Genomic DNA, 18821 nt, shown 5'->3' with positions numbered 1-18821 from the left:
ACGGCGGCCGCAGTACTGGCCGCTAATCATCTTGCACAGCAAAGGAGCTAGCAATGACTGTCTACGCACAGCCCGGTACCGAAGGTTCGAAGGTCACGTTCAAGGACCGCTATGAGAACTGGATCGGCGGCGAGTGGGTTGCCCCCGTCAAGGGTCAGTACTTCGAGAACATCACCCCGGTCACCGGCAAGGCATTCTGCGAGGTGGCCCGCGGCACGGCCGAGGACATCGAACTGGCACTGGACGCCGCACACAAGATCGCGCCCTCCTGGGGCAAGACCTCCGTCGCCGAGCGCGCAGCCATCCTGAACAAGATCGCGGACCGCATCGACGAGAACCTCGAGATGCTCGCCGTCGCCGAGTCCTGGGACAACGGCAAGCCGATCCGCGAAACCCTCAACGCGGACATTCCGCTGGCCGCCGACCACTTCCGCTACTTCGCCTCCGCAGTCCGGGCCCAGGAAGGCCGTCTGTCACAGCTCGACGACGACACCACCGCCTACCACTACCACGAGCCCCTCGGCGTCGTAGGCCAGATCATCCCGTGGAACTTCCCCATCCTCATGGCCGTCTGGAAGCTCGCCCCGGCACTGGCCGCCGGCAACGCCGTGGTCCTTAAGCCCGCAGAGCAGACGCCCTCCTCGATCCTGGTCCTGATGGAACTCATCGGCGATCTGCTGCCTGCCGGCGTGCTCAACGTGGTCAACGGCTTCGGCGTCGAGGCCGGCAAGCCCCTCGCCTCCAGCCCCCGGATCCGCAAGATCGCCTTCACCGGCGAGACGTCCACTGGCCGGCTGATCAGCCAGTACGCCAGCCAGAACCTGATCCCGGTCACCCTGGAGCTCGGCGGCAAGAGCCCGAACATCTTCTTCAACGACGTTGCCGAGTCCGACGACGCGTTCTATGACAAGGCACAGGAAGGCTTCGCGCTGTTCGCCTTCAACCAGGGCGAAGTCTGCACCTGCCCCTCCCGCGCCCTGGTCCAAGAAGACATCTACGACTCCTTCATGGCCGACGCCGTGGCCCGTGTGGAGAAGATGATTCAAGGCAATCCGCTGGACACCGAAACCCAGGTGGGCGCACAGGCCTCCAACGACCAGCTGGAAAAGATCCTCTCCTACATCGACATCGGCAAGCAGGAAGGTGCCAAGGTGCTCACCGGTGGCGCCCGCGCCCAGCTGGAAGGCGATCTGGCCGGCGGCTATTACGTCCAGCCGACCGTCTTCGAAGGCAACAACAAGATGCGGATTTTCCAGGAGGAGATCTTCGGCCCGGTGGTCTCCGTGACCCGCTTCAGCGACTACAGCGACGCCATGGACATTGCCAACGACACGCTCTACGGCCTGGGCGCCGGTGTCTGGTCCCGCAACGGCAACGTTGCGTACCGAGCCGGCCGCGAAATCCAGGCGGGCCGTGTCTGGGTCAACAACTACCACGCCTACCCGGCCGGCGCCGCGTTCGGCGGATACAAGTCCTCCGGCATCGGACGTGAAAACCACTCCATGATGCTGGACCACTACCAGCAGACCAAGAACCTCCTGGTCAGCTACAACGAAAACAAGCTCGGCTTCTTCTAGGCCGCTCTGAGCCCGGGCGGGGACGGATTGTACGCATCCGTCCCCGCCCGCACCACCTGGCCACCCCTCAGGAAGGCAGCACGACCCTTTACCGCCCCCTCAAAAGCAATGCTTTAACGACGCAAGGATTTCGCCAATGACGACGACAATGCAAGCAGCCGTAGTAACTGAATTCGGCAAGGATCTTCAGATCCAGACCCTCCCCATTCCCACCCCGGGGCGCGGTGAGGCGCTGGTCAAGGTCATCACCACGGGTGTCTGCCACACGGACCTTCACGCAGCCGAGGGCGACTGGCCGGTCAAGCCCTCACCGCCGTTCATCCCCGGCCACGAAGGCGTAGGCGAAGTTGTTGCCTTGGGTGAAGGCGTCACTGATTTGGCTGTCGGAGACCTCGTGGGCAACGCCTGGCTCTGGTCCGCCTGCGGTGACTGCCAGTACTGCCGCACCGGCTGGGAGACGTTGTGTGAAGCGCAGAAGAACGCCGGTTACAGCGTTGACGGCTCGTTCGGGCAGTACATGCTGGTGGACAGCCGCTTTGCCGCCAGGATTCCCGCGGGTTCGGACCCCGTGGAGGTGGCACCGGTGCTCTGCGCTGGCGTCACCGTCTATAAGGGGCTGAAAATGACCGAGGCCAGGCCGGGTCAGTGGGTCACCATTTCCGGCATCGGCGGGCTCGGGCACATCGCCGTCCAGTACGCCGTGGCGATGGGTTTGCGGGTCGCCGCCGTGGACATTGCGGACGACAAACTGGCCCTGGCCAAGAAGCACGGCGCGGAACTCACCGTGAACGCGCTGCACGACGATCCCGCCGAAGTCATCCAACGTGAAACCGGAGGTTGCCATGGAGTCCTGGTCACTGCTGTGCACCCGTCAGCATTCGGGCAGGCGATCGGGATGGCGCGCCGTGGCGGAACCATCGTGTTCAACGGGCTGCCGCCGGGCGACTTCCCTGCGCCGATCTTTGAGATCGTGCTCAAGGGCCTGACGGTCCGGGGCTCCATCGTGGGTACCCGGCAGGACCTCGAGGAAGCACTCGAGTTCTACGCAGAGGGCAAGATCCACCCCACCGTGTCCACCCGGGAGCTTTCCGAAGTCAACGCCGTTCTTGACGAGATGAAGCACGCCAAGATCGACGGCCGCGTCGTCATCAAGTACTGATGTCGGAGGCGAGGCTTCATGCCGCAGTGACGCTACCCGGGGAGGACATCTCCCGGGTGGCGCTCACCGCCGAAGCGGTGGAGCTGCTCAGGAAACTCTGGATCCAACACGGGCCTCTGATGTTCCACCAGTCCGGCGGTTGCTGTGACGGATCCTCGCCCATGTGTTATCCGGCCGGGGAGTTCATCACCGCCGGCGCGGACGTCCTCCTGGGGCTGTTCGACATCGCCGACGGCGTGGAGCCGCAGCCCCTTGAGTTCTGGATGTCCAAGGAGCAGTTCAACTACTGGAGCCACACCCACCTGACCGTGGACGTGGTGCAGGGCCGGGGGAGCGGGTTCTCGGTTGAGGCGCCGGAAGGGAAGCGGTTCCTGATCCGGTCAAAGCTGATGGACTGGCCGTCCTGAGCTGCCCTCCCAAACAGCGCCCAAACGGAGCGCGAACGAACAGTTGGGGCCCCTCTCCCGAGGGGCCCCAACTGTTCGTTCGCGCTCTTTGGCGTCTCACTATCTGGGATAAATGTGACCGTCCACTGGATGGACACTACTCTTGATAAGTCTGTTTCCAGCAAGCTATCGAGATTGTGGACTTTCCTATGAACCTTTTCCGGACGAAATCCATCGAGCAGTCGATCGCCGACGCCGATGAACCCGGACGCAAGCTGAAGCGTTCCCTGAGCACGTGGGACCTCATGATCATGGGCGTCGCCGTCGCAGTTGGTGCCGGGATCTTCTCCGTCGGAGCCAAGGCCGCCGCGAACTTCGCCGGCCCCGCCGTGACGGTTTCCTTCGCCATTGCCGCGGTCACCTGTGCGCTGGCCATCATGTGCTACGCCGAGTTTGCCACGGCCATCCCGGTGGCCGGTTCCGCCTACGTCTTCACGTACGCCACCATGGGCGAGCTGCTGGCCTGGCTCATCGGCTGGAACCTCATCCTGGAACTCTTCACCGCCGCGGCCGTGATCGCCAAGTACTGGGGCATCTACCTCAGCAAGGTCTTCGCGCTCATGGGCGTGGACATTCCGCCCGCCATCTCGCTCGGCGGCATCGACCTCTACTGGGGTGCCTTCCTGATCGTGGCAGTCTTCACCGTCCTGCTGGTGCTGGGGACAAAGCTGTCCGCCCGCGTTGGCAACATCTTCACCCTGATCAAGATCGCCGTCGTGCTGTTCGTCATCGTGGTCGGCTTCACCTACGTGAAGGTCGAGAACTACTCGCCGTTCGTTCCGGCCTCCGAACCCACGGCCGCCTCGGGCACCGCCGACGTGCTCAAGCAGTCCTTCTTCGGGTTCCTGACCGGAGCAGTTCCGGCACAGTACGGCACCCTGGGCATCTTCGCCGGCGCGGCGCTCGTCTTCTTCGCCTTCATCGGATTCGACGTCGTGGCAACCTCGGCCGAAGAGGTCAAGAACCCGCAGAAGACCCTGCCGCGCGGCATCTTCGGCGGCCTGGCGATCGTCACTGTCCTCTACATCCTGGTGTCGCTCGCCCTGACCGGCATGGTGTCCTACACGCAGCTGGCCGAGGCCAAGAACCCCACACTGACCACCGCCTTCGAAGCCGTGGGCAACACCGACGCCGCCAAGGTCATCGCGTTCGGCTCCCTCGTGGGCCTCACCACGGTGATCATGGTGCTGCTGATGGGCCTGTCCCGCGTGGTCCTGGCCATGAGCCGCGACGGCCTGCTGCCGCGTTCGCTGTCCAAGACCAGCACCATCCGTGCGACGCCGGTCCGCCTCCAGATCATCTGCGGCGCGGCTGTGGCCGTCGTGGCAGGCCTGACCAACGTGGACCTGCTCGAGGAAATGATCAACATCGGCACGCTGTCCGCCTTTGTGATGGTGAGCCTGGGCATCCTGGTCCTGCGGAAGAAGCGCCCGGACCTGAAGCCGGCTTTCCGCGTGCCGTTCGGCAAGGTCCTCCCGGTAGTGTCCGCACTCCTGTGCCTCTACCTGATGACCAACCTGGCAGTCGAGACGTGGATCTTCTTCGCCATCTGGCTGGTCATCGGCGTGGCGATCTACTTCTCCTACGGCCAGCGGCACTCCCGGCTGAATGAGAAGTTCGCGGAAGCCAAGGCTGCCGTCAACGGCGCTCCGAAGGCCGCCCCGAACGCCGCCCCGAAGGCAACGCCGGAGGACGAGGACGCGCTCACGCGTAACTGATCTCACGCCCGTCCTGCGGACTCCCGCGGAATTCGCTCTGGCCATGACTCCATAAGATGGAGTCATGGCCAGAGCTGTTAAACCCGAGCGCAAGGCGGAGCTGCTGTCCGCCATCCAGGACTACCTGATGGACAAGACCCTGGCCGAGCTCACGTTCCGGAGCCTCGCAGAGGGCCTGGGCATCAGCTCCTACGTTCTGGTCTACCACTTCGGCAACCGGGAACAGCTGGTCAACGAGATCATCCGCTCCATCGAATCCCGGCTGGACAGCATGCGCACCACGGACGTGCGCGACATTGACAGGGACGCCTGGCGGTCTTTCCTGATGGAATCCTGGCAGTGGACCATGGCCCAGCGGAACCGCCACCTGGCCAGGCTGGAATTTGAGGCCACCGCGCAGGACGTCGTGGCGGCCTCGCCCCGCGGAACAGCGCAGGACCACTTCCGCATGCTTCACGACAAAGCGCGCGACTGGCTGGTGGTGCAGGGCATCCGCCCCGAGTACGCGGACACTGACGCCCGACTCTTCACGTCCACCTTCTACGGCCTGCAGTTCGACTTTGTGGTGATGAACCAGCCCGAGGAAGCAACAAAGGCCTTCGAACTGATGGTGGCCGTCTTCTTCTCGAACCTTGAGCACCGCCTGGCCACCGACGGCCAGCACTTCTGAGCTTTAAGCGCGGGCCTAGGGTGCTGCGTGGCGGCCCATCCATTCAACGAGGGGCCGCAGTTCGTCCCAGAGCCGGCCAATTTCCTCAGCGGCTGCAGGCGTGGACAGCCAGTCCGGTTCACCCAGCACCCGGCCGGCGGAGAGCGACTTGTATTTGAGGAGCTCCGCCCGGGGATGTTCACGCGGGAAGCCCCGCGGCACGGTCTTGAGCCGTTCCCCTTCGACAGTAAAGCCGGCCTCGGCGACCCTACGGACGATCTGCTCCAAGGATTCGCCCGTTCCGGTCGCGTCCACCGAATTCCGGAAGCGGGCAAGCTGGGCCGGTGAGCTCGAATGGCAGCCGCCGCCCACCAGGAGGCCGTCGGCGCTGATCTGCACGTAGTAGCCCACGCCTTCCTGGAAGGACGCGAGGGCCCCCTGGGCCGTCTTGTACGGGGACTTGTCCGGCGAGAACCGGACATCCCGGTTGGGGCGGAAGATCTTCGCGGGCCCGAACCTCGGCTCCAGTTCGGCCAGCAGGGCAGTCAGCGGTTCCCGGACGAGCGTTTCGTAGCCGGGCTTGTGCTCCAGCCACCACTCCCGGTTGTTGTTCTGCTCAAGTTCGGCATAAAAGCCGAAGGCAGCGGCGGGGATACCGGCGAATGTGTTCATGTAGGGAGCCTAGGGCGGCGTCGCCGGCCGGGCCAGTGGCCGGGGGCCCGTATGTGGAAAACGGCATGCGGGAAAACAGTGGGTAAGAGCCAAACGGCGGGGAAGAGCCGCAAACGGCAAACGCAGAACACCCCGCCGCGGATGCTCCGCAGCGGGGTGTCCTTGTGAATCGCAGTCAGCGGCGCCGGGGGCGCCGCAGAACAACGAGGCTACAGCTTGTTGGCTGCCTCGGCGTCGGATTCGGTCTGGCCGGCGCCCAGGTTGGCGCGCAGCTTGGCGCCGAGGTCGGCGTCAACGTTGGTCCAGTACTGGATGGCGCGTTCCTTGATCTCGGGCGTCTTGACGCCGCCCACCGCACCGGTGATGGTGTCCAGCAGACGGGCCTTGGCGCCGTCGTCGAACACTTCGCGGTACAGCGTGCCGGCCTGGCCGAAGTCGCCGTCCTCGGCGTGCAGGGAGTGTGCGGAGAGCGTCAGCTCGCCGTCGTTCTCCCAGCCGCCGCCTGCAACTGCGGGCTCAACGGCAGCGGGGCCGCCAACCGAGTTCGGGGCGTAAACCGGAACGGAGGGGGCATTGAAGTGGTAACGCCCGGCGCCGTCTTGGCTGTAGTTGTTGACCTGGTTCTTAGGCTGGTTCACCGGGATCTGGGCGTGGTTGGTGCCCACGCGGTAGCGGTGCGCGTCAGCGTAGGAGAAGATGCGGGCCTGCAGCATCTTGTCCGGCGAAGCGGCGATACCCGGCACGAAGTTCGACGGCGCGAAGGTGGCCTGCTCGATCTGCGCGAAGTAGTTCTCCGGGTTCCGGTTCAGCTCCATGGTGCCCACCTTGATCAGCGGGTAATCCGAGTGCGGCCACACCTTGGTGAGGTCGAACGGGTTGAAGCGGTAGGTCTTGGCGTCCTCGTAAGGCATGACCTGGACGTGCAGGTCCCAGGAGGGGAAGTTGCCGGCGGCAATGTTCTCCTGGAGGTCGCGGATGTAGAAGTCCGCATCCGAACCGGCCAGCTCTTCGGCGCGGTCGCCGGTGATGGTCTTGACGCCCTGGTTGGACTTGAAGTGGTACTTGACCCAGAAGCGCTCACCCTCGGCGTTGATCCACTGGTAGGTGTGCGAGCCGTAGCCCTGCATTTCGCGCCAGGAAGCCGGCAGGCCGCGGTCGCCCATGAGCCACGTGACCTGGTGTGCGGACTCCGGGGACAGGGTCCAGAAGTCCCACTGCATGTCGGCATCGCGCAGGTGGGTGCCCGGGAGGCGCTTCTGCGAGTGGATGAAGTCCGGGAACTTGATGCCGTCGCGGATGAAGAATACCGGGGTGTTGTTGCCCACGAGGTCGTAGTTGCCCTCGGAGGTGTAGAACTTGACGGCGAAGCCGCGGGGATCGCGCCAGGTGTCGGGGGAGCCGTTCTCGCCGGCGACCGAGGAGAAACGGATCAGCATTTCGGTCTCGACGCCCGGCTGCAGGAACGCGGCCTTGGTGTACTTGGAGACGTCCTCCGACGTGGTGAACTTACCGAACGCTCCGCCGCCCTTGGCGTGCACTACACGCTCCGGGACGCGCTCGCGGTTGAACTGTGCGAGCTTCTCGATCAGGTAGTGGTCGGTCAGGATGATGGCGCCGTCAGCGCCGACAGCCTTCGAGTGTGCATCGGAAGTGACGGGAGCACCGGACTGTGTGGTGGACACAGCGGGCGCAGAGATGTTCAAGGTCATCTTTCTCCTTTGGTTGGTTTTCTTGCTTAGTTTCGTTCGGCGGGTAGCTTTTGGGTGCGCTGGCAGTCCTGGCAGATGCCCTGGTACATAACGTCAGCGATCTGGATGGTCATCGGCTCGGAGTTTTCGTCCCAGTGCGGCGTGAGGCAGGGCGCATGGCCCACGGCGCAGTCCACGTCCTCCACCCGCCCGCAACTGATGCAGATGGCGTGGTGGTGGTTGTCGCCCACCCGCGTCTCGTACAGCGCAGGGGAATGGGGTGGTTCGAACCGGCGCAGCATATGCAGGTCCGTGAGGTCTCCAAGGACCACATATACGGATTGTGCGGTCATCTCGGGCAGCTCCTCACGCGCGGCGGCAAGGATGCTTTCAGCCGGCGAGTGAGGGTGGTGTTCGACGGCGGTGAGGACCGCCAGCCGCTGTTTGGTCACCCGGCGGCCGTGGGCGCGCAGGGCAGCTGCCCATGCATCCTGGCCGGCCTCGTGAACTGTCATAGCCCCATTCAAGCACTTATTATGACTAAATCACAATAAGGCGGGGCTAATCTCCGGAGAATGCAGCAACATTTCAAATGGGTTGACGGCTTCACCGGCGGAGCGGCCCAGCGCGTGCAGTTCCAGGCGGCCTGTGACGGCAGTGTCCGGCACGATGCAGCTCAGGCCGGTGACGGCCTGACGGAGCGCCAGGGCCTCCAAAGCCGCGGCCAGGGCCATTAGTTCCCCCGGGGCCACATCCTCCACGGACCCGAGGGGCCGCTCGGGGGACAGGACCGTGTGGTGGGACCCTGCCGGGGTCGACGGCGGCCAGGCGCGGATGGCGGGCAGCGGCGCACCGGATTCCGGGCCAGCTTCCGGGCGTACCGCCGGGCCTGCCGCGTTCAGCAACGCGGTGCGCAGGCCGGCGTCGTACTTGTCCAGGTCCCGGTCCGACGCAGGCTTCCTGCGCTGCGCCGGCAGGGAGAGCTGTTCCGCCGGGGTGACCGGTTCGCCGTCCCAGCGACCGAAAAGGTGGAACGTGGGGGTGGAAGATTCCGCAGCCGGTTCGCCGATGGAGGCACCGAGCGCATGCCAGCGGTGCGCGAAGAGCAGGGTGCAGGTATCAGCCCCCAGGACGTCGGCCAGTGCTCTGCGGGCAGCGTTGTGGCAACGCAGCCAGTCGGCGGCCGAACGGTGGTCCAGGGCCGTTGCCGGATCGCTGAGGCGGATCATCAGGTGGCCGGAGGTCAGCGGAGTGCGCGGCCGGGTGACCTCCCAGACCGACGAGCCGAAAAGCAGCCGTCTGGACAACTGCATGCGCACTCCCTCCACCGTTGTGATTCCCCGCCCGGGGTTATCCCCGAGACTATCAAGGCCAAGGTGAACCTTCGGGGCCGGCTGCCCGGCCGCGGCTCGGCAGCCCCCACCGCGGCCCGGACCCCGCACGGCAGTCCACCGCAGGGTGCCCCGGTTCCACCGGCGTGCGCGGCTAGAGTTGCCCAGTGGCAAAACTTCTGGCTGACCTCACCCCGCTGCGCGAAAGCCCCGACTTCCGCAGGCTCTGGCTCGGATCCGCCGTCTCCAACCTCGGCAGCCAGCTGACCCTGGTTGCGGTGAGCCTGGAGGTGTACCGGCTGACCCAGGACAGCCTCTACGTGGGGCTCCTGAGTATTTTCGCGCTGGTTCCCCTGGTGCTGGGAGGACTGCTGGGCGGCTCCATCGCCGATGCCCACGACCGCCGCAGGGTGGCCCTCCTGGCAACGAGCGTGCTGTGGCTGACCACGGCCGCGTTGGCGGCACAGGCCTGGCTGGAGGTGGGGAACGTGTGGCTGCTGTACGTGCTGGTGGCCGTGCAGAGCGGAGCGCAGGCCATCAACCAGCCGGCCCGCAGCGCCATCATCCCGATGCTGGTCCGCAAGGAACTGCTGCCGGCGGCCAACGCCTTGAGCATGATCAGCTTCGGCCTGGCCATGACGGCCGGTCCGCTCCTGGCCGGTGTGCTGGTGGCGTGGGTCGGCTTCGGCTGGACCTACACACTGGACGTGGTGAGCTTTGTGTTTGCCTTCTGGGCCCTGCTGAAGCTTCCGCCGATGCCGCCGGGCAAGGAGGCGCACCGCGCCGGGCTGCGTTCCGTCGTCGAGGGTTTCCGATTCCTGGGCACCCGCCCGAACCTGCGGATGACGTTCGTGATCGACCTCGTGGCCATGATCTTCGCGCAGCCGAGGGCCCTGATGCCGGCCATCGGCGCGGTGATGATCGGCGGCGGCGAGGCCACCGTGGGCGTGCTCCTCGCTTCCACGGCCGTGGGTGCGTTCCTGGCCGGGCTGTTTTCCGGGCCGCTGGGCGGCATCCGGCGGCAGGGAAGCGCGGTGGTGTGGTCCGTTATGGGCTGGGGTGCGTCCATTGCCGGTTTCGGGCTGGTGGTGGTCCTGGCCGGGCGCTCCGGGGAGGACGGCGTGACGTGGTGGCTGCTGCCCGCCGCGCTCTGCTGCGCCCTGGCCGGCATTTCGGATTCCGTGAGCGCCGTCTTCCGCACCACCATCCTCCAAGCGGCGACGCCGGACCACCTGCGCGGGCGGCTCCAGGGCGTGTTTGTGGTGGTGGTGGCAGGCGGTCCGAGGATCGGCGACATGCTGGCCGGCGGCGGCACTAAACTTTTGAGTGAAGGTTGGGTTTTGCTGCTGGGCGGCCTGTTGTGCATCGCCGTGGCGTGGGCGGTGGCACGCTGGCAGTCGGGTTTCCTGAAGTACGACGCGCGGAATCCTGTTCCGTAGCGGCGCCGCCCCGGCACTAACTCCGTGAGGGCAGTACTTTCGTGAGGGCAGTATCTTCGGCAAGGAGGCACAGTGCATAATCACCACAACGGACTGAAGACCGCGGGGCTGTTCGGGGTTCTCTGGGCGGTGCTGCTGGGGCTGGGCGCCGTGATCGGCAGCAGCATGCGGAGCACCACCCCCATCTGGATCATGGCGCTGGTGGGCGTAGGCACCACGGCATACGGTTACTGGAACAGCGACAAGATCGCCCTCCGGTCCATGCAGGCCTACCCCGTCACCGAGGAGCAGGCTCCCCAGCTTTACCAGATTGTCCGTGAGCTCTCCGCTAAGGCCAACCAGCCCATGCCGCGGATCTTCGTCTCGCCCACGCCGGCGCCGAATGCCTTTGCCACCGGACGGAACCCGCAGAACGCCGCGGTCTGCTGCACCGAAGGGATCCTGCGCCTTCTGAGCACCCGGGAGCTTCGCGGGGTGCTGGGCCACGAACTCATGCATGTCTACAACCGCGACATTCTCACCTCGTCCGTGGCTGCGGCCGTGGCCGGGGTGATCACCTCGGTGGGGCAGATGCTGCTGTTCTTCGGCGGCGGTGACCGGCGCAATTCAAACCCGCTCGCCATGCTCGCCATGGCACTGCTTGCCCCACTCGCGGCGATGGTGATCCAGTCGGCTATATCCCGGACCAGGGAGTACGACGCCGACGAGGACGGTTCCGCGCTGACCGGCGATCCGCTGGCGCTCGCCTCAGCCCTCCGCAAGATTCATCAGGGCGTACAGATGGTGCCGCTCCCGCCGGACCAGAAGCTGGTGAACACCTCGCACCTGATGATCGCCAACCCGTTCCGTGGCGGCGGCGTGGCTCGGATGTTCGCAACGCATCCGGCGATGCAGGACCGCATCGCCCGACTCGAACTGATGGCGCGCGGACCGCTCGGCTGAGCTGCCGCCGTCGTACTTTTCCTCCGGCGACACGCAAGAACGCCCTCGACGCGCAAAAAGGCCGGCGACACGCAAACTGACCGGCGACACGCAAAAAGCCCCTCGCTACGCAAAAATGCCGGCGACTCCCGAATACGGGGGTCGCCGGCCTTCTTGCGTAGCGTCAGGATTTTTGCGCGTCGAAAACGGCGGCGGGAACGCTAGCTGCGGAAGTTGACGAACTGCAGGTCGGCCTCGTCAAAGTCCTTCAGGAGGGCCATGGTGGCCTGGAGATCGTCGCGCGACTTGGAAGTGACGCGGAGCTCGTCGCCCTGGATCTGGGACTTGACGGACTTCGGGGCCTCGTCGCGGATCAGCTTGTTGATCTTCTTGGCGAGGTCCTGGGCGATGCCCTCCTTGATGGAGGCCTCCAGCCGGTACTCCTTGCCGGATGCATAGGGTTCGCCGGTGTCCAGCGACTTCAGGGAGATCCCGCGGCGGATGAGCTTGGACTGCAGAACGTCCAGGACGGCGAGGACGCGCTCCTCCGAGTTCGCCTTCATCAGGATCTTTTCACCGCTGAAATCGACTTCCGCGCCAACGCCCTTGAAGTCGTAGCGCTGGGCCAGTTCCTTCTGTGCCTGGTTCAGCGCGTTGGCAACTTCCTGCTTGTCTACCTTGCTGACGACGTCGAATGTGGATTCGCCTGCCATAACTGTCCTCCTGCTGATCGCCTGGATGCCCCTTCAGGGGCGGTGCTGTCTGCATTCCAGCCTAGTACGGATGGCGTCCAAGTGAAGGCCCGGGTCCGCTCCGCCCGGTTCACAGTTTCCTCATAGCGGACACATGGCGGGAACGAAGTCTTGGCCCCCAGAGTTGGAGGGGTTGGAAGAATTGCCCCGGAAGGAACGCACATGCACCAGAAAGCCGTCCGCTACGTCACTCGCTCGACTGCTGCGGCCGCCACCACCCTCGCCACCGCAGCCACCTCCGTCGCAGCCGCCGCGGTGGCCGCCTCGATCATCCTGAGCCCCGTTGCAGATGCTTCTTCCCGGCTGGACGGTGTCCACTCGGATCTGATGCGGGCGGTGCAGCTGAACCAGATCACCGAGGAGCAAGCGGCGAAGTTCGAAGCGAAACTGGCCGGACGCATTCTTGGTGAAGCCTGATTTTTTGGCGGAATTCCGGGGTATTCGGGGTCCTTCGGGGCTCGATTCGATTCTTCGGCAGAAGTTCTGTAAAGTTGTCTTGCCCGCGGTTACTGGAAGCGAAACGGACTGGAAACAGCCGTTCTGAACATAGAAGCCGCGAGTGATCTTCTTTTGAAGTTCGGCAGATTACCCGAGCGGCCAAAGGGGGCTGACTGTAAATCAGCTGGCAACGCCTACGGGGGTTCGAATCCCTCATCTGCCACCCAAGGAAAAGTCTCCGGAACCACCAGGTTCCGGAGACTTTTCTGTTTAAGGGTCAGGATCTTAGGGTCAGGATCGCCTTCCGGCAGAGTCTTGTCCGCGGCTCCTGGCCTTGAAGGTTCGGAACCGCGGACAAGCCTAGGACCCTTAGTTGAGGCCAATCACCAGCATCTGATTGGTTCCCGGGATGCAGGTCTGCAGGATGACCCGCGGGAAGCCGCCGAAGATCGCCGAGACATTGTTGGTGGTGCCCGGATTCGGCACCTGTCCGCGTCCGACTACCGTGTAGGTCCCGTAGCCCGGAATGCTGACAGTCTCGCCCACTCCGATCCCCGAGAACCGTGCCCACCCGCCGCAGAAGTCGTGCTCCGTGATGAAAAGGGCGTAGGCATCGGTCGGTGTGAAATGGATGGGGCCGATGCAGGCGTCCACCATGGACTGGCCGCCGGCACCCGCCACATAGATCGTGCGGACGGCAGGAGCCGGTGCCGGTGCCGGAGCGGGGGCTGGCGCTGGTGCCTCCGCCGGTGCCGGTGTCGGTGCCGGAGCTGCCGCGGGAGCCGGCGCGGCGATGGCGGGTCCCGTCAGCTTCAGCACCTGTCCGGGCACGATCGGCGAGTACACGCCCAGGCCGTTGGCCGCCAGCATGGCGTTCATATCGACGCCGAAGCGGGCTGCGATCGCCCCCACGGTGTCGCCGGCCACCACGGTGTACAGGTTGGACTCTTCCGGAGCCGGAGCCGGAGCAGGAGCCGGAGCCGGGGCAGGAGCCGGAGCCGGGGCAGGAGCCGGTTCCGGGGCAGGTGCCGGTTCGGCGGCCGGGGCTGGCGGCGCAACGGCTTCCGGGACGGCAGCGACGGCCGCCTCCGGCGTCCCCGCACCTGCTGTCGCCGGCCTGTCTGCGGATTTGTCTGCTTCTGGCGCGGGTGCTGTTACTGCCTGGGCGTCGCTGACGCGGGACGTCTGCGCTGCGGCGGAGTAGCCGACGGCCGTCACCGCAACTGCGGTGACAATGGCTCCCGCGGCCAACAGTGTCCTCAGCCTGGCGGTTGTGGCGCTACTTTTTGTAGTGGCTGGGGCAGGTGCTCTGCCCCCGGAGTAAAGCTCGTTTTGATCCATCGGTTCCCCCCGAGAGTCAATACCTTGGGGTCAACAGGACAGCGGGCCCCAGGGTGGCGGTGCGCCGGGAGCAGGCCGCGGTGAAGTGCGGCCGGTGCATGGAGGCGCATGAAGTGACCTACCGAAATGATGAGTAATTTCGGAAGCCGAATGATTAGACCCATGCCCACTTAGTGGCCATGTGTAATTCCGGAATGCTGCTTTCCCTAGGAATATTGAGTCTATGAATGGGGTGTAATCACTGCACGAGTGGGAATTACCCGACTATTCGTGCGCGGCACCCGCGCCTGTGCGCTGGATACCTAACGGCTTCGTTATTCGACGGCGGGAACACTCGCAAAGGCGCGGTTGGCTACTCGCTCCGGGGTGAGTATCCCTTTACTGCCCCGCTATCCAGAGCCCGCAGGTGCCGCGCCTACGTGCGTGCGGGCCGGGCTGGTTAATTAGTTCGCCCGGGGCTAATCCAGAATATTGAGGGAATCTTGAGCGTTTATCTAATTCACCCGAGTTGATTAATTGCATGAAAAAGGCAGTCATCGGTTCCAGGTGTCCGATGACTGCCTTTCTGGAATTCACATGGCCTGCCGGGGAATTATGTCTCGTTCTGGCGTTCGCGGCGCAGTTCCGCCAATTCCTGGCGCAGGGCAGCCACTTCCACGAGCAGTTCCCGGACGTCCGCGCGGACCGGAAGTTCGGCCGATTCCACAGCCGCTTCCGTGTTTTCCTCGACCCTCTGCACCAGCCAAGATGCAATGGAGGCCGTGACCACACCCAGCACTGCGATGCCGCTCATCATCAGGGCCGCGGCGACCATCCGGCCAATCGGGGTGACAGGAAAGAGGTCTCCGTAGCCGACTGTGGTGATGGTGGTGATGGCCCACCAGGCGGCGTCCCCGAACGTGAGGATCTTGGCGTCAGGGGCGTTTTGTTCGACGTCGAGGACGGCCAGCGCGCCCACGAACACCAGCAGTACAGCGGATCCGCCCACGTACGTGACCACCCGGCCACGAAGGGTCTCGCCCACCGTCCGGTGCAGAACGGAGAGCAGGGTGACCAGCCGGAGCAGCCGGAGCGGCCGGAAAAACGGCAGGGCAACGATCAGCAGTTCGTGCAGGGTGAGGATGAACCAGCGCTTCCTGTTGTCCGCGAGCCACAGGTTGGCGGCATAGTCGGCAACGAAGACAGCCCAAGTGATCCACATGACGCCTTCAAGGAAGTCGGCCTGCCGCCCTTCGATGTGTCCGATCACCTGCCAGGCATAGGCTGTCAGGAAAACGAGTGCTGTTCCCATCAGGGGCCACTCTGCGATGTCCCTGTAGCGTTGCTGCGTCATGGTGAAATCCTAAGCGCGGGTGCTCTTGGCCCTGATGTTACTCGCGGGTAACATGGTGGCATGCACCTCCTTTTGCGAACGCTCCTGCTCCTCTTCACTTCCTCCCGCAGGCCGCCCCTGAGTATCTGGGGCAGCTCGTCGCTGCAACTACGGGTACTGCCCACGGACATCGACATCGCCATGCACGTCAACAACGGGATGTACTTCTCGCTGATGGATCTGGGCCGTTTTGACCTCATGGCGCGGAGCGGGACCTGGCAGAAGATGCGACGGCGGGGTTGGTCGCCCGTGGCCGCCGGGGAGACCATCGCCTTCCGAAAGTCCCTGCAGCTTTGGCAGCAATACACCATCGAAACCCGCATCATCGGGCTGGATGCCAAGGCCATCTACTTCGAGCAGCGCATGGTGGCGGACGGGGAGATCTACGCCCGCGCATACATTGCCACGCGGCTGGTCAGCAAGGGGAGGCCGGTGAGCCAGGAGGAGATTCTCCGGGAGTTCGGCGAGCCGCCGGCCGGGCTCGAACTGCCGGAGTGGATTCACGAGTGGCGCGAAACCAACGCGCTGCCCGGTTCCCGCCGCGAGGCGCCCCACTTCTGGCACTGAGACCAGGCACTGTGCAGCAACCGTCACGCGGCAAGAGGTGTGCCATGAGCGAAACGATCGGGACATCGCCGGACGCCTCGCGTACCGTTGACCCATGGCTACCGTAGACATTACAGGTGAACAGTTCGCATCAACCGTCGAGAACAACGACATCGTCCTCGTTGATTTCTGGGCCGAATGGTGTGGTCCCTGCAAGCAGTTTGGACCCACGTATTCCGCAGTTTCCGAGAAGCACCCGGACGTCGTCTTCACCAAGGTGGACACCGAAGCCGAACAGCAGCTGGCCGCCGAGGCAGGGATCACGTCCATCCCCACGCTGATGGCCTTCCGCGAAAAGGTGCTGGTGTTCTCGCAGCCCGGCGCGCTGAACGCCCAGCAGCTGGAACAGGTGGTTGACGCCGTCAAGGCACTGGACATGGAAGAAGTCCACGCCCACGTGGCACGGTCGCAGGCTGAGGCGGCCGCGGCTGCCGGCAAGCAGGACGGCGCCCAGATTCCCGAGGCCTAAAGGCCCCGCTGCACAAATCCGCTGCACAGAGCCTTAAACTCCAACGCGGGGCCGCTTCAGCCGATGAATCCAGGTTCATGCCGGCGAAGGGGCCCCGCGTTGTTTTGCTCGGAAAGTGGTTCTGATCGGCGGCGGGCTATAGCCGTTCGAGCTGGACAGGTTCGGCCAGCAGGGCGCTCAGCGACTCGTTGAGGTCCTGGACGGCGGTGCCCTTGGAATGCTTCTCCAGGTCCTCCTCCGAGGCCCACTGCTCAGTCAGCACGAGCTTTTCCTCGGTGGCCTCCGTCAGTTCGTAACGGAGGCAGCCGGGCTCATTCACCACTTCGTCGATCGCGATTTCGAGGGCGAGCTTCACGCGGAAGAATTCGCCGTCGTTGGGGATGAACGTTGCCTTCAGGTCAATCGGTGCACTCATGCGTTTTACCCTACCGGGCCATCGCCTGCCGTCCCGAAATATTTTGTAGGGCTTCCTAGCTTTATGCTTCTCCTACGCTTCTTTTACTGGTGGTCTGTTGGTAGCGTGCCAACATGCGCGCTTATACAGCCGGGGACACTGACGTCCCGCTGCTTGACGAGACCATCGGCCAGAACTTCGAGCGGATCGTGGCCGGTTTTCCGTTCCACGACGCCCTGATTGAGGCGGCTCCCGTCCCCGGCGCCGATGCCCGCCGCTGGAGTTACACCAAACTGAACGACGACGTCGACAGGCTGGCCCGCGCACTGCTCGCCCGGGGTGTCACAGCGGGGGAGCGGATCGGCATCTGGAGCCCCAACTGCGCGGAGTGGACCATCCTGCAGTACGCCACGGCCAAGATCGGGGCGATCCTGGTGAACGTGAACCCGGCGTACCGCAGCCATGAACTGGAGTTCGTGGTCAGGCAGAGCGGCATGAGGATGCTCGTGGCAGCGCCGTCGGACCGGGCCAGCGACTATACCGGAATGGCCCGGCAGGCCCTCGCCGAATGCCCGGAACTGAAGGAACTCGTCTTCCTGCCCGACGGCGGCCAGCCCCAGCTGCAGGCCGGCGATCCTGAAACCGATGCGGAAATGACGTATGCCGAGCTGCTCAAGCGGGCCGACGACGTCGGGCATTCCGTCCTGAAGGCCCGCCTGGCGGGGCTGGACCCGGACGACCCCATCAACCTGCAGTACACGTCGGGCACCACCGGGTTCCCCAAAGGCGCCACCCTGACGCACCGCAACATCCTGAACAACGGCTATTCCATCGGTGAGCTGCTGGGCTATACGGAGCATGACCGGGTGGTGGTTCCGGTGCCCTTCTACCACTGCTTCGGGATGGTGATCGGGAACCTGAATGCCCTGAGCCACGGCGCAGCCACCATCATTCCGGGACGCTCCTTCACTCCGGCGGCCGCGCTGGAAGCGGTCCAGGACTTCGGCGGGACGTCCCTGTACGGCGTGCCCACCATGTTCATCGCCGAGCTGGCGCTGCCGGACTTCGCCTCGTACGACCTGTCCACGCTCCGCACCGGCGTCATGGCCGGGTCACTCTGTCCGATTGAGGTGATGAACCGGGTCATCACGGAGATGAACATGAAGGATGTGGCCATCTGCTACGGCATGACGGAAACGTCCCCGGTGTCCACCATGACCCGTGTGGGGGACACCATGCAGCAGCGCACGGAGACCGTCGGCCGGACCATGCCGCAGCTTGAGAGCCAGGTGGTGGACCCGGTGACGGGCAGCGTGCTGGAGCGAGGCGAGATCGGCGAGCTGTGCACCCGCGGCTACGCCGTGATGAAGGGGTACTGGAACCAGCCGGACAAGACCGCCGAGGCCATCGACGCGGACGGCTGGATGCACACCGGCGACCTGGCCCGCATGGACGCGGCCGGGTACGTGGTGATCGAGGGCAGGATCAAGGACATGGTGATCCGCGGCGGCGAAAACATCTACCCGCGCGAGATCGAGGAATTCCTCTACACCCACCCATCGATCCAGGATGTGCAGGTGATCGGCGTCCCCGATGCCAAGTACGGCGAGGAACTCATGGCCTGCGTCATCCTCAAGCCCGGCGCGGAGCCGCTGGACGCGCCCGCCGTCGCCGAGTTCTGCCGGGGGAGGCTGGCCCACTACAAGATCCCGCGCTACGTGGAGGTCCGGGACAGCTTCCCGATGACCGTTTCCGGGAAGATCCGCAAGGTGGAGATGAGGCACGAGGCCGTGGCACGGCTGGGGCTGTGATCAATGGGGCCGCAAGTGTCCGTTCGCACTCAGCCTGC

General features: G+C 64.7%; 19 protein-coding genes and 1 tRNA gene. 12 read left to right on the top strand and 8 right to left on the bottom strand.

Features of this window, described 5'->3' with window-relative positions; genetic code table 11:
* Positions 1-53 precede the first annotated feature (53 nt).
* The 5 genes from exaC to ASF98_RS07555 all read left to right on the top strand — a co-directional run bounded on the left by exaC (position 54) and on the right by ASF98_RS07555 (position 5570).
* Positions 54-1577, top strand: coding sequence for an acetaldehyde dehydrogenase ExaC (gene exaC / locus ASF98_RS07575; protein ID WP_055799718.1), 1524 nt, complete (start codon positions 54-56; stop codon positions 1575-1577).
* 136 nt (positions 1578-1713) lie between these two features.
* Entirely contained in the window at positions 1714-2736 is a 1023-nt protein-coding gene (gene adhP / locus ASF98_RS07570; RefSeq protein ID WP_200939323.1) for an alcohol dehydrogenase AdhP, read from the top strand.
* The gene (locus ASF98_RS07565; RefSeq protein WP_055799714.1) at positions 2736-3143 is read left to right on the top strand and encodes a DUF779 domain-containing protein; all 408 of its coding nucleotides are present in this window, start codon (positions 2736-2738) and stop codon (positions 3141-3143) included. The genes adhP and ASF98_RS07565 overlap by 1 nt, the downstream gene beginning before the upstream one ends.
* A 188-nt stretch (positions 3144-3331) precedes the next feature.
* Positions 3332-4900, top strand: coding sequence for an amino acid permease (locus tag ASF98_RS07560; RefSeq protein WP_055799712.1), 1569 nt, complete (start codon positions 3332-3334; stop codon positions 4898-4900).
* Positions 4901-4964: 64 nt separating this feature from the next.
* Positions 4965-5570 (top strand): TetR/AcrR family transcriptional regulator, encoded by a 606-nt coding sequence (locus ASF98_RS07555; RefSeq protein WP_055799710.1) that lies wholly within the window; start codon positions 4965-4967, stop codon positions 5568-5570.
* A 15-nt stretch (positions 5571-5585) separates the two neighbouring features.
* Here ASF98_RS07555 and ASF98_RS07550 read toward each other — a convergent pair whose 3' ends face one another.
* From ASF98_RS07550 to ASF98_RS07535, 4 genes are all read right to left on the bottom strand, one after another.
* Positions 5586-6221 carry a DUF2461 domain-containing protein gene (locus ASF98_RS07550; RefSeq protein ID WP_055799707.1) on the bottom strand — a complete coding sequence of 212 codons (636 nt, stop codon included), beginning with the start codon at positions 6219-6221 and terminating at the stop codon, positions 5586-5588.
* 209 nt (positions 6222-6430) lie between these two features.
* On the bottom strand, positions 6431-7930 hold the full coding sequence (locus ASF98_RS07545; RefSeq protein WP_055799704.1) for a catalase: 1500 nt from the start codon (positions 7928-7930) through the stop codon (positions 6431-6433).
* 26 nt (positions 7931-7956) lie between these two features.
* Positions 7957-8424, bottom strand: a complete 468-nt coding sequence (locus tag ASF98_RS07540; protein ID WP_028269678.1) for a Fur family transcriptional regulator — start codon at positions 8422-8424, stop codon at positions 7957-7959.
* Between the two features lie 30 nt (positions 8425-8454).
* A complete protein-coding gene (locus ASF98_RS07535) occupies positions 8455-9222 on the bottom strand; it encodes a hypothetical protein (RefSeq protein WP_055799701.1) in 768 nt (255 codons plus the stop codon).
* Positions 9223-9407: 185 nt separating this feature from the next.
* On the opposite strand from ASF98_RS07535, the gene ASF98_RS07530 reads away from it, so the two are divergent.
* Both ASF98_RS07530 and htpX read left to right on the top strand, forming a co-directional pair.
* Positions 9408-10679, top strand: coding sequence for an MFS transporter (locus ASF98_RS07530; RefSeq protein WP_055799698.1), 1272 nt, complete (start codon positions 9408-9410; stop codon positions 10677-10679).
* 72 nt (positions 10680-10751) lie between these two features.
* Complete coding sequence (htpX, locus tag ASF98_RS07525) at positions 10752-11621, top strand: zinc metalloprotease HtpX (protein WP_055799696.1); 870 nt, start codon at positions 10752-10754, stop codon at positions 11619-11621.
* Positions 11622-11821: 200 nt separating this feature from the next.
* Here the strand turns inward: htpX and ASF98_RS07520 are convergent, their stop codons facing one another.
* Entirely contained in the window at positions 11822-12313 is a 492-nt protein-coding gene (locus tag ASF98_RS07520; protein WP_003804256.1) for a YajQ family cyclic di-GMP-binding protein, read from the bottom strand.
* Between the two features lie 201 nt (positions 12314-12514).
* Between ASF98_RS07520 and ASF98_RS07515 the strand changes: the two genes are divergently transcribed.
* Positions 12515-12769 carry a hypothetical protein gene (locus tag ASF98_RS07515; protein ID WP_028269674.1) on the top strand — a complete coding sequence of 85 codons (255 nt, stop codon included), beginning with the start codon at positions 12515-12517 and terminating at the stop codon, positions 12767-12769.
* A gap of 162 nt (positions 12770-12931) precedes the next feature.
* Positions 12932-13013: transfer RNA gene (locus ASF98_RS07510), tRNA-Tyr, on the top strand.
* A 146-nt stretch (positions 13014-13159) separates the two neighbouring features.
* Here the strand turns inward: ASF98_RS07510 and ASF98_RS07505 are convergent.
* Both ASF98_RS07505 and ASF98_RS07500 read right to left on the bottom strand, forming a co-directional pair.
* On the bottom strand, positions 13160-14131 hold the full coding sequence (locus ASF98_RS07505) for a LysM peptidoglycan-binding domain-containing protein (RefSeq protein WP_055799692.1): 972 nt from the start codon (positions 14129-14131) through the stop codon (positions 13160-13162).
* Between the two features lie 592 nt (positions 14132-14723).
* Positions 14724-15464 carry a potassium channel family protein gene (locus ASF98_RS07500; protein WP_055799689.1) on the bottom strand — a complete coding sequence of 247 codons (741 nt, stop codon included), beginning with the start codon at positions 15462-15464 and terminating at the stop codon, positions 14724-14726.
* Between the two features lie 60 nt (positions 15465-15524).
* Here ASF98_RS07500 and ASF98_RS07495 point away from each other — a divergent pair, with 60 nt between their 5' ends.
* Both ASF98_RS07495 and trxA read left to right on the top strand, forming a co-directional pair.
* The gene (locus ASF98_RS07495) at positions 15525-16070 is read left to right on the top strand and encodes an acyl-CoA thioesterase (protein ID WP_055799686.1); all 546 of its coding nucleotides are present in this window, start codon (positions 15525-15527) and stop codon (positions 16068-16070) included.
* 94 nt (positions 16071-16164) lie between these two features.
* Entirely contained in the window at positions 16165-16578 is a 414-nt protein-coding gene (gene trxA, locus ASF98_RS07490) for a thioredoxin (protein ID WP_055799683.1), read from the top strand.
* Positions 16579-16714: 136 nt separating this feature from the next.
* On the opposite strand, the gene ASF98_RS07485 is transcribed toward trxA, so the two are convergent.
* On the bottom strand, positions 16715-16993 hold the full coding sequence (locus ASF98_RS07485; protein WP_055799680.1) for a putative quinol monooxygenase: 279 nt from the start codon (positions 16991-16993) through the stop codon (positions 16715-16717).
* 113 nt (positions 16994-17106) lie between these two features.
* Here ASF98_RS07485 and ASF98_RS07480 point away from each other — a divergent pair, with 113 nt between their 5' ends.
* Positions 17107-18783: an AMP-binding protein gene (locus tag ASF98_RS07480; protein WP_055799677.1), complete on the top strand. Its 1677-nt coding sequence runs from the start codon at positions 17107-17109 to the stop codon at positions 18781-18783.
* Positions 18784-18821 lie beyond the last annotated feature (38 nt).

The organism is Arthrobacter sp. Leaf337 (assembly GCF_001423745.1).
Taxonomy (GTDB): Bacteria; Actinomycetota; Actinomycetes; order Actinomycetales; family Micrococcaceae; genus Arthrobacter.
This window is presented reverse-complemented; position numbering and strand designations above follow the sequence as displayed.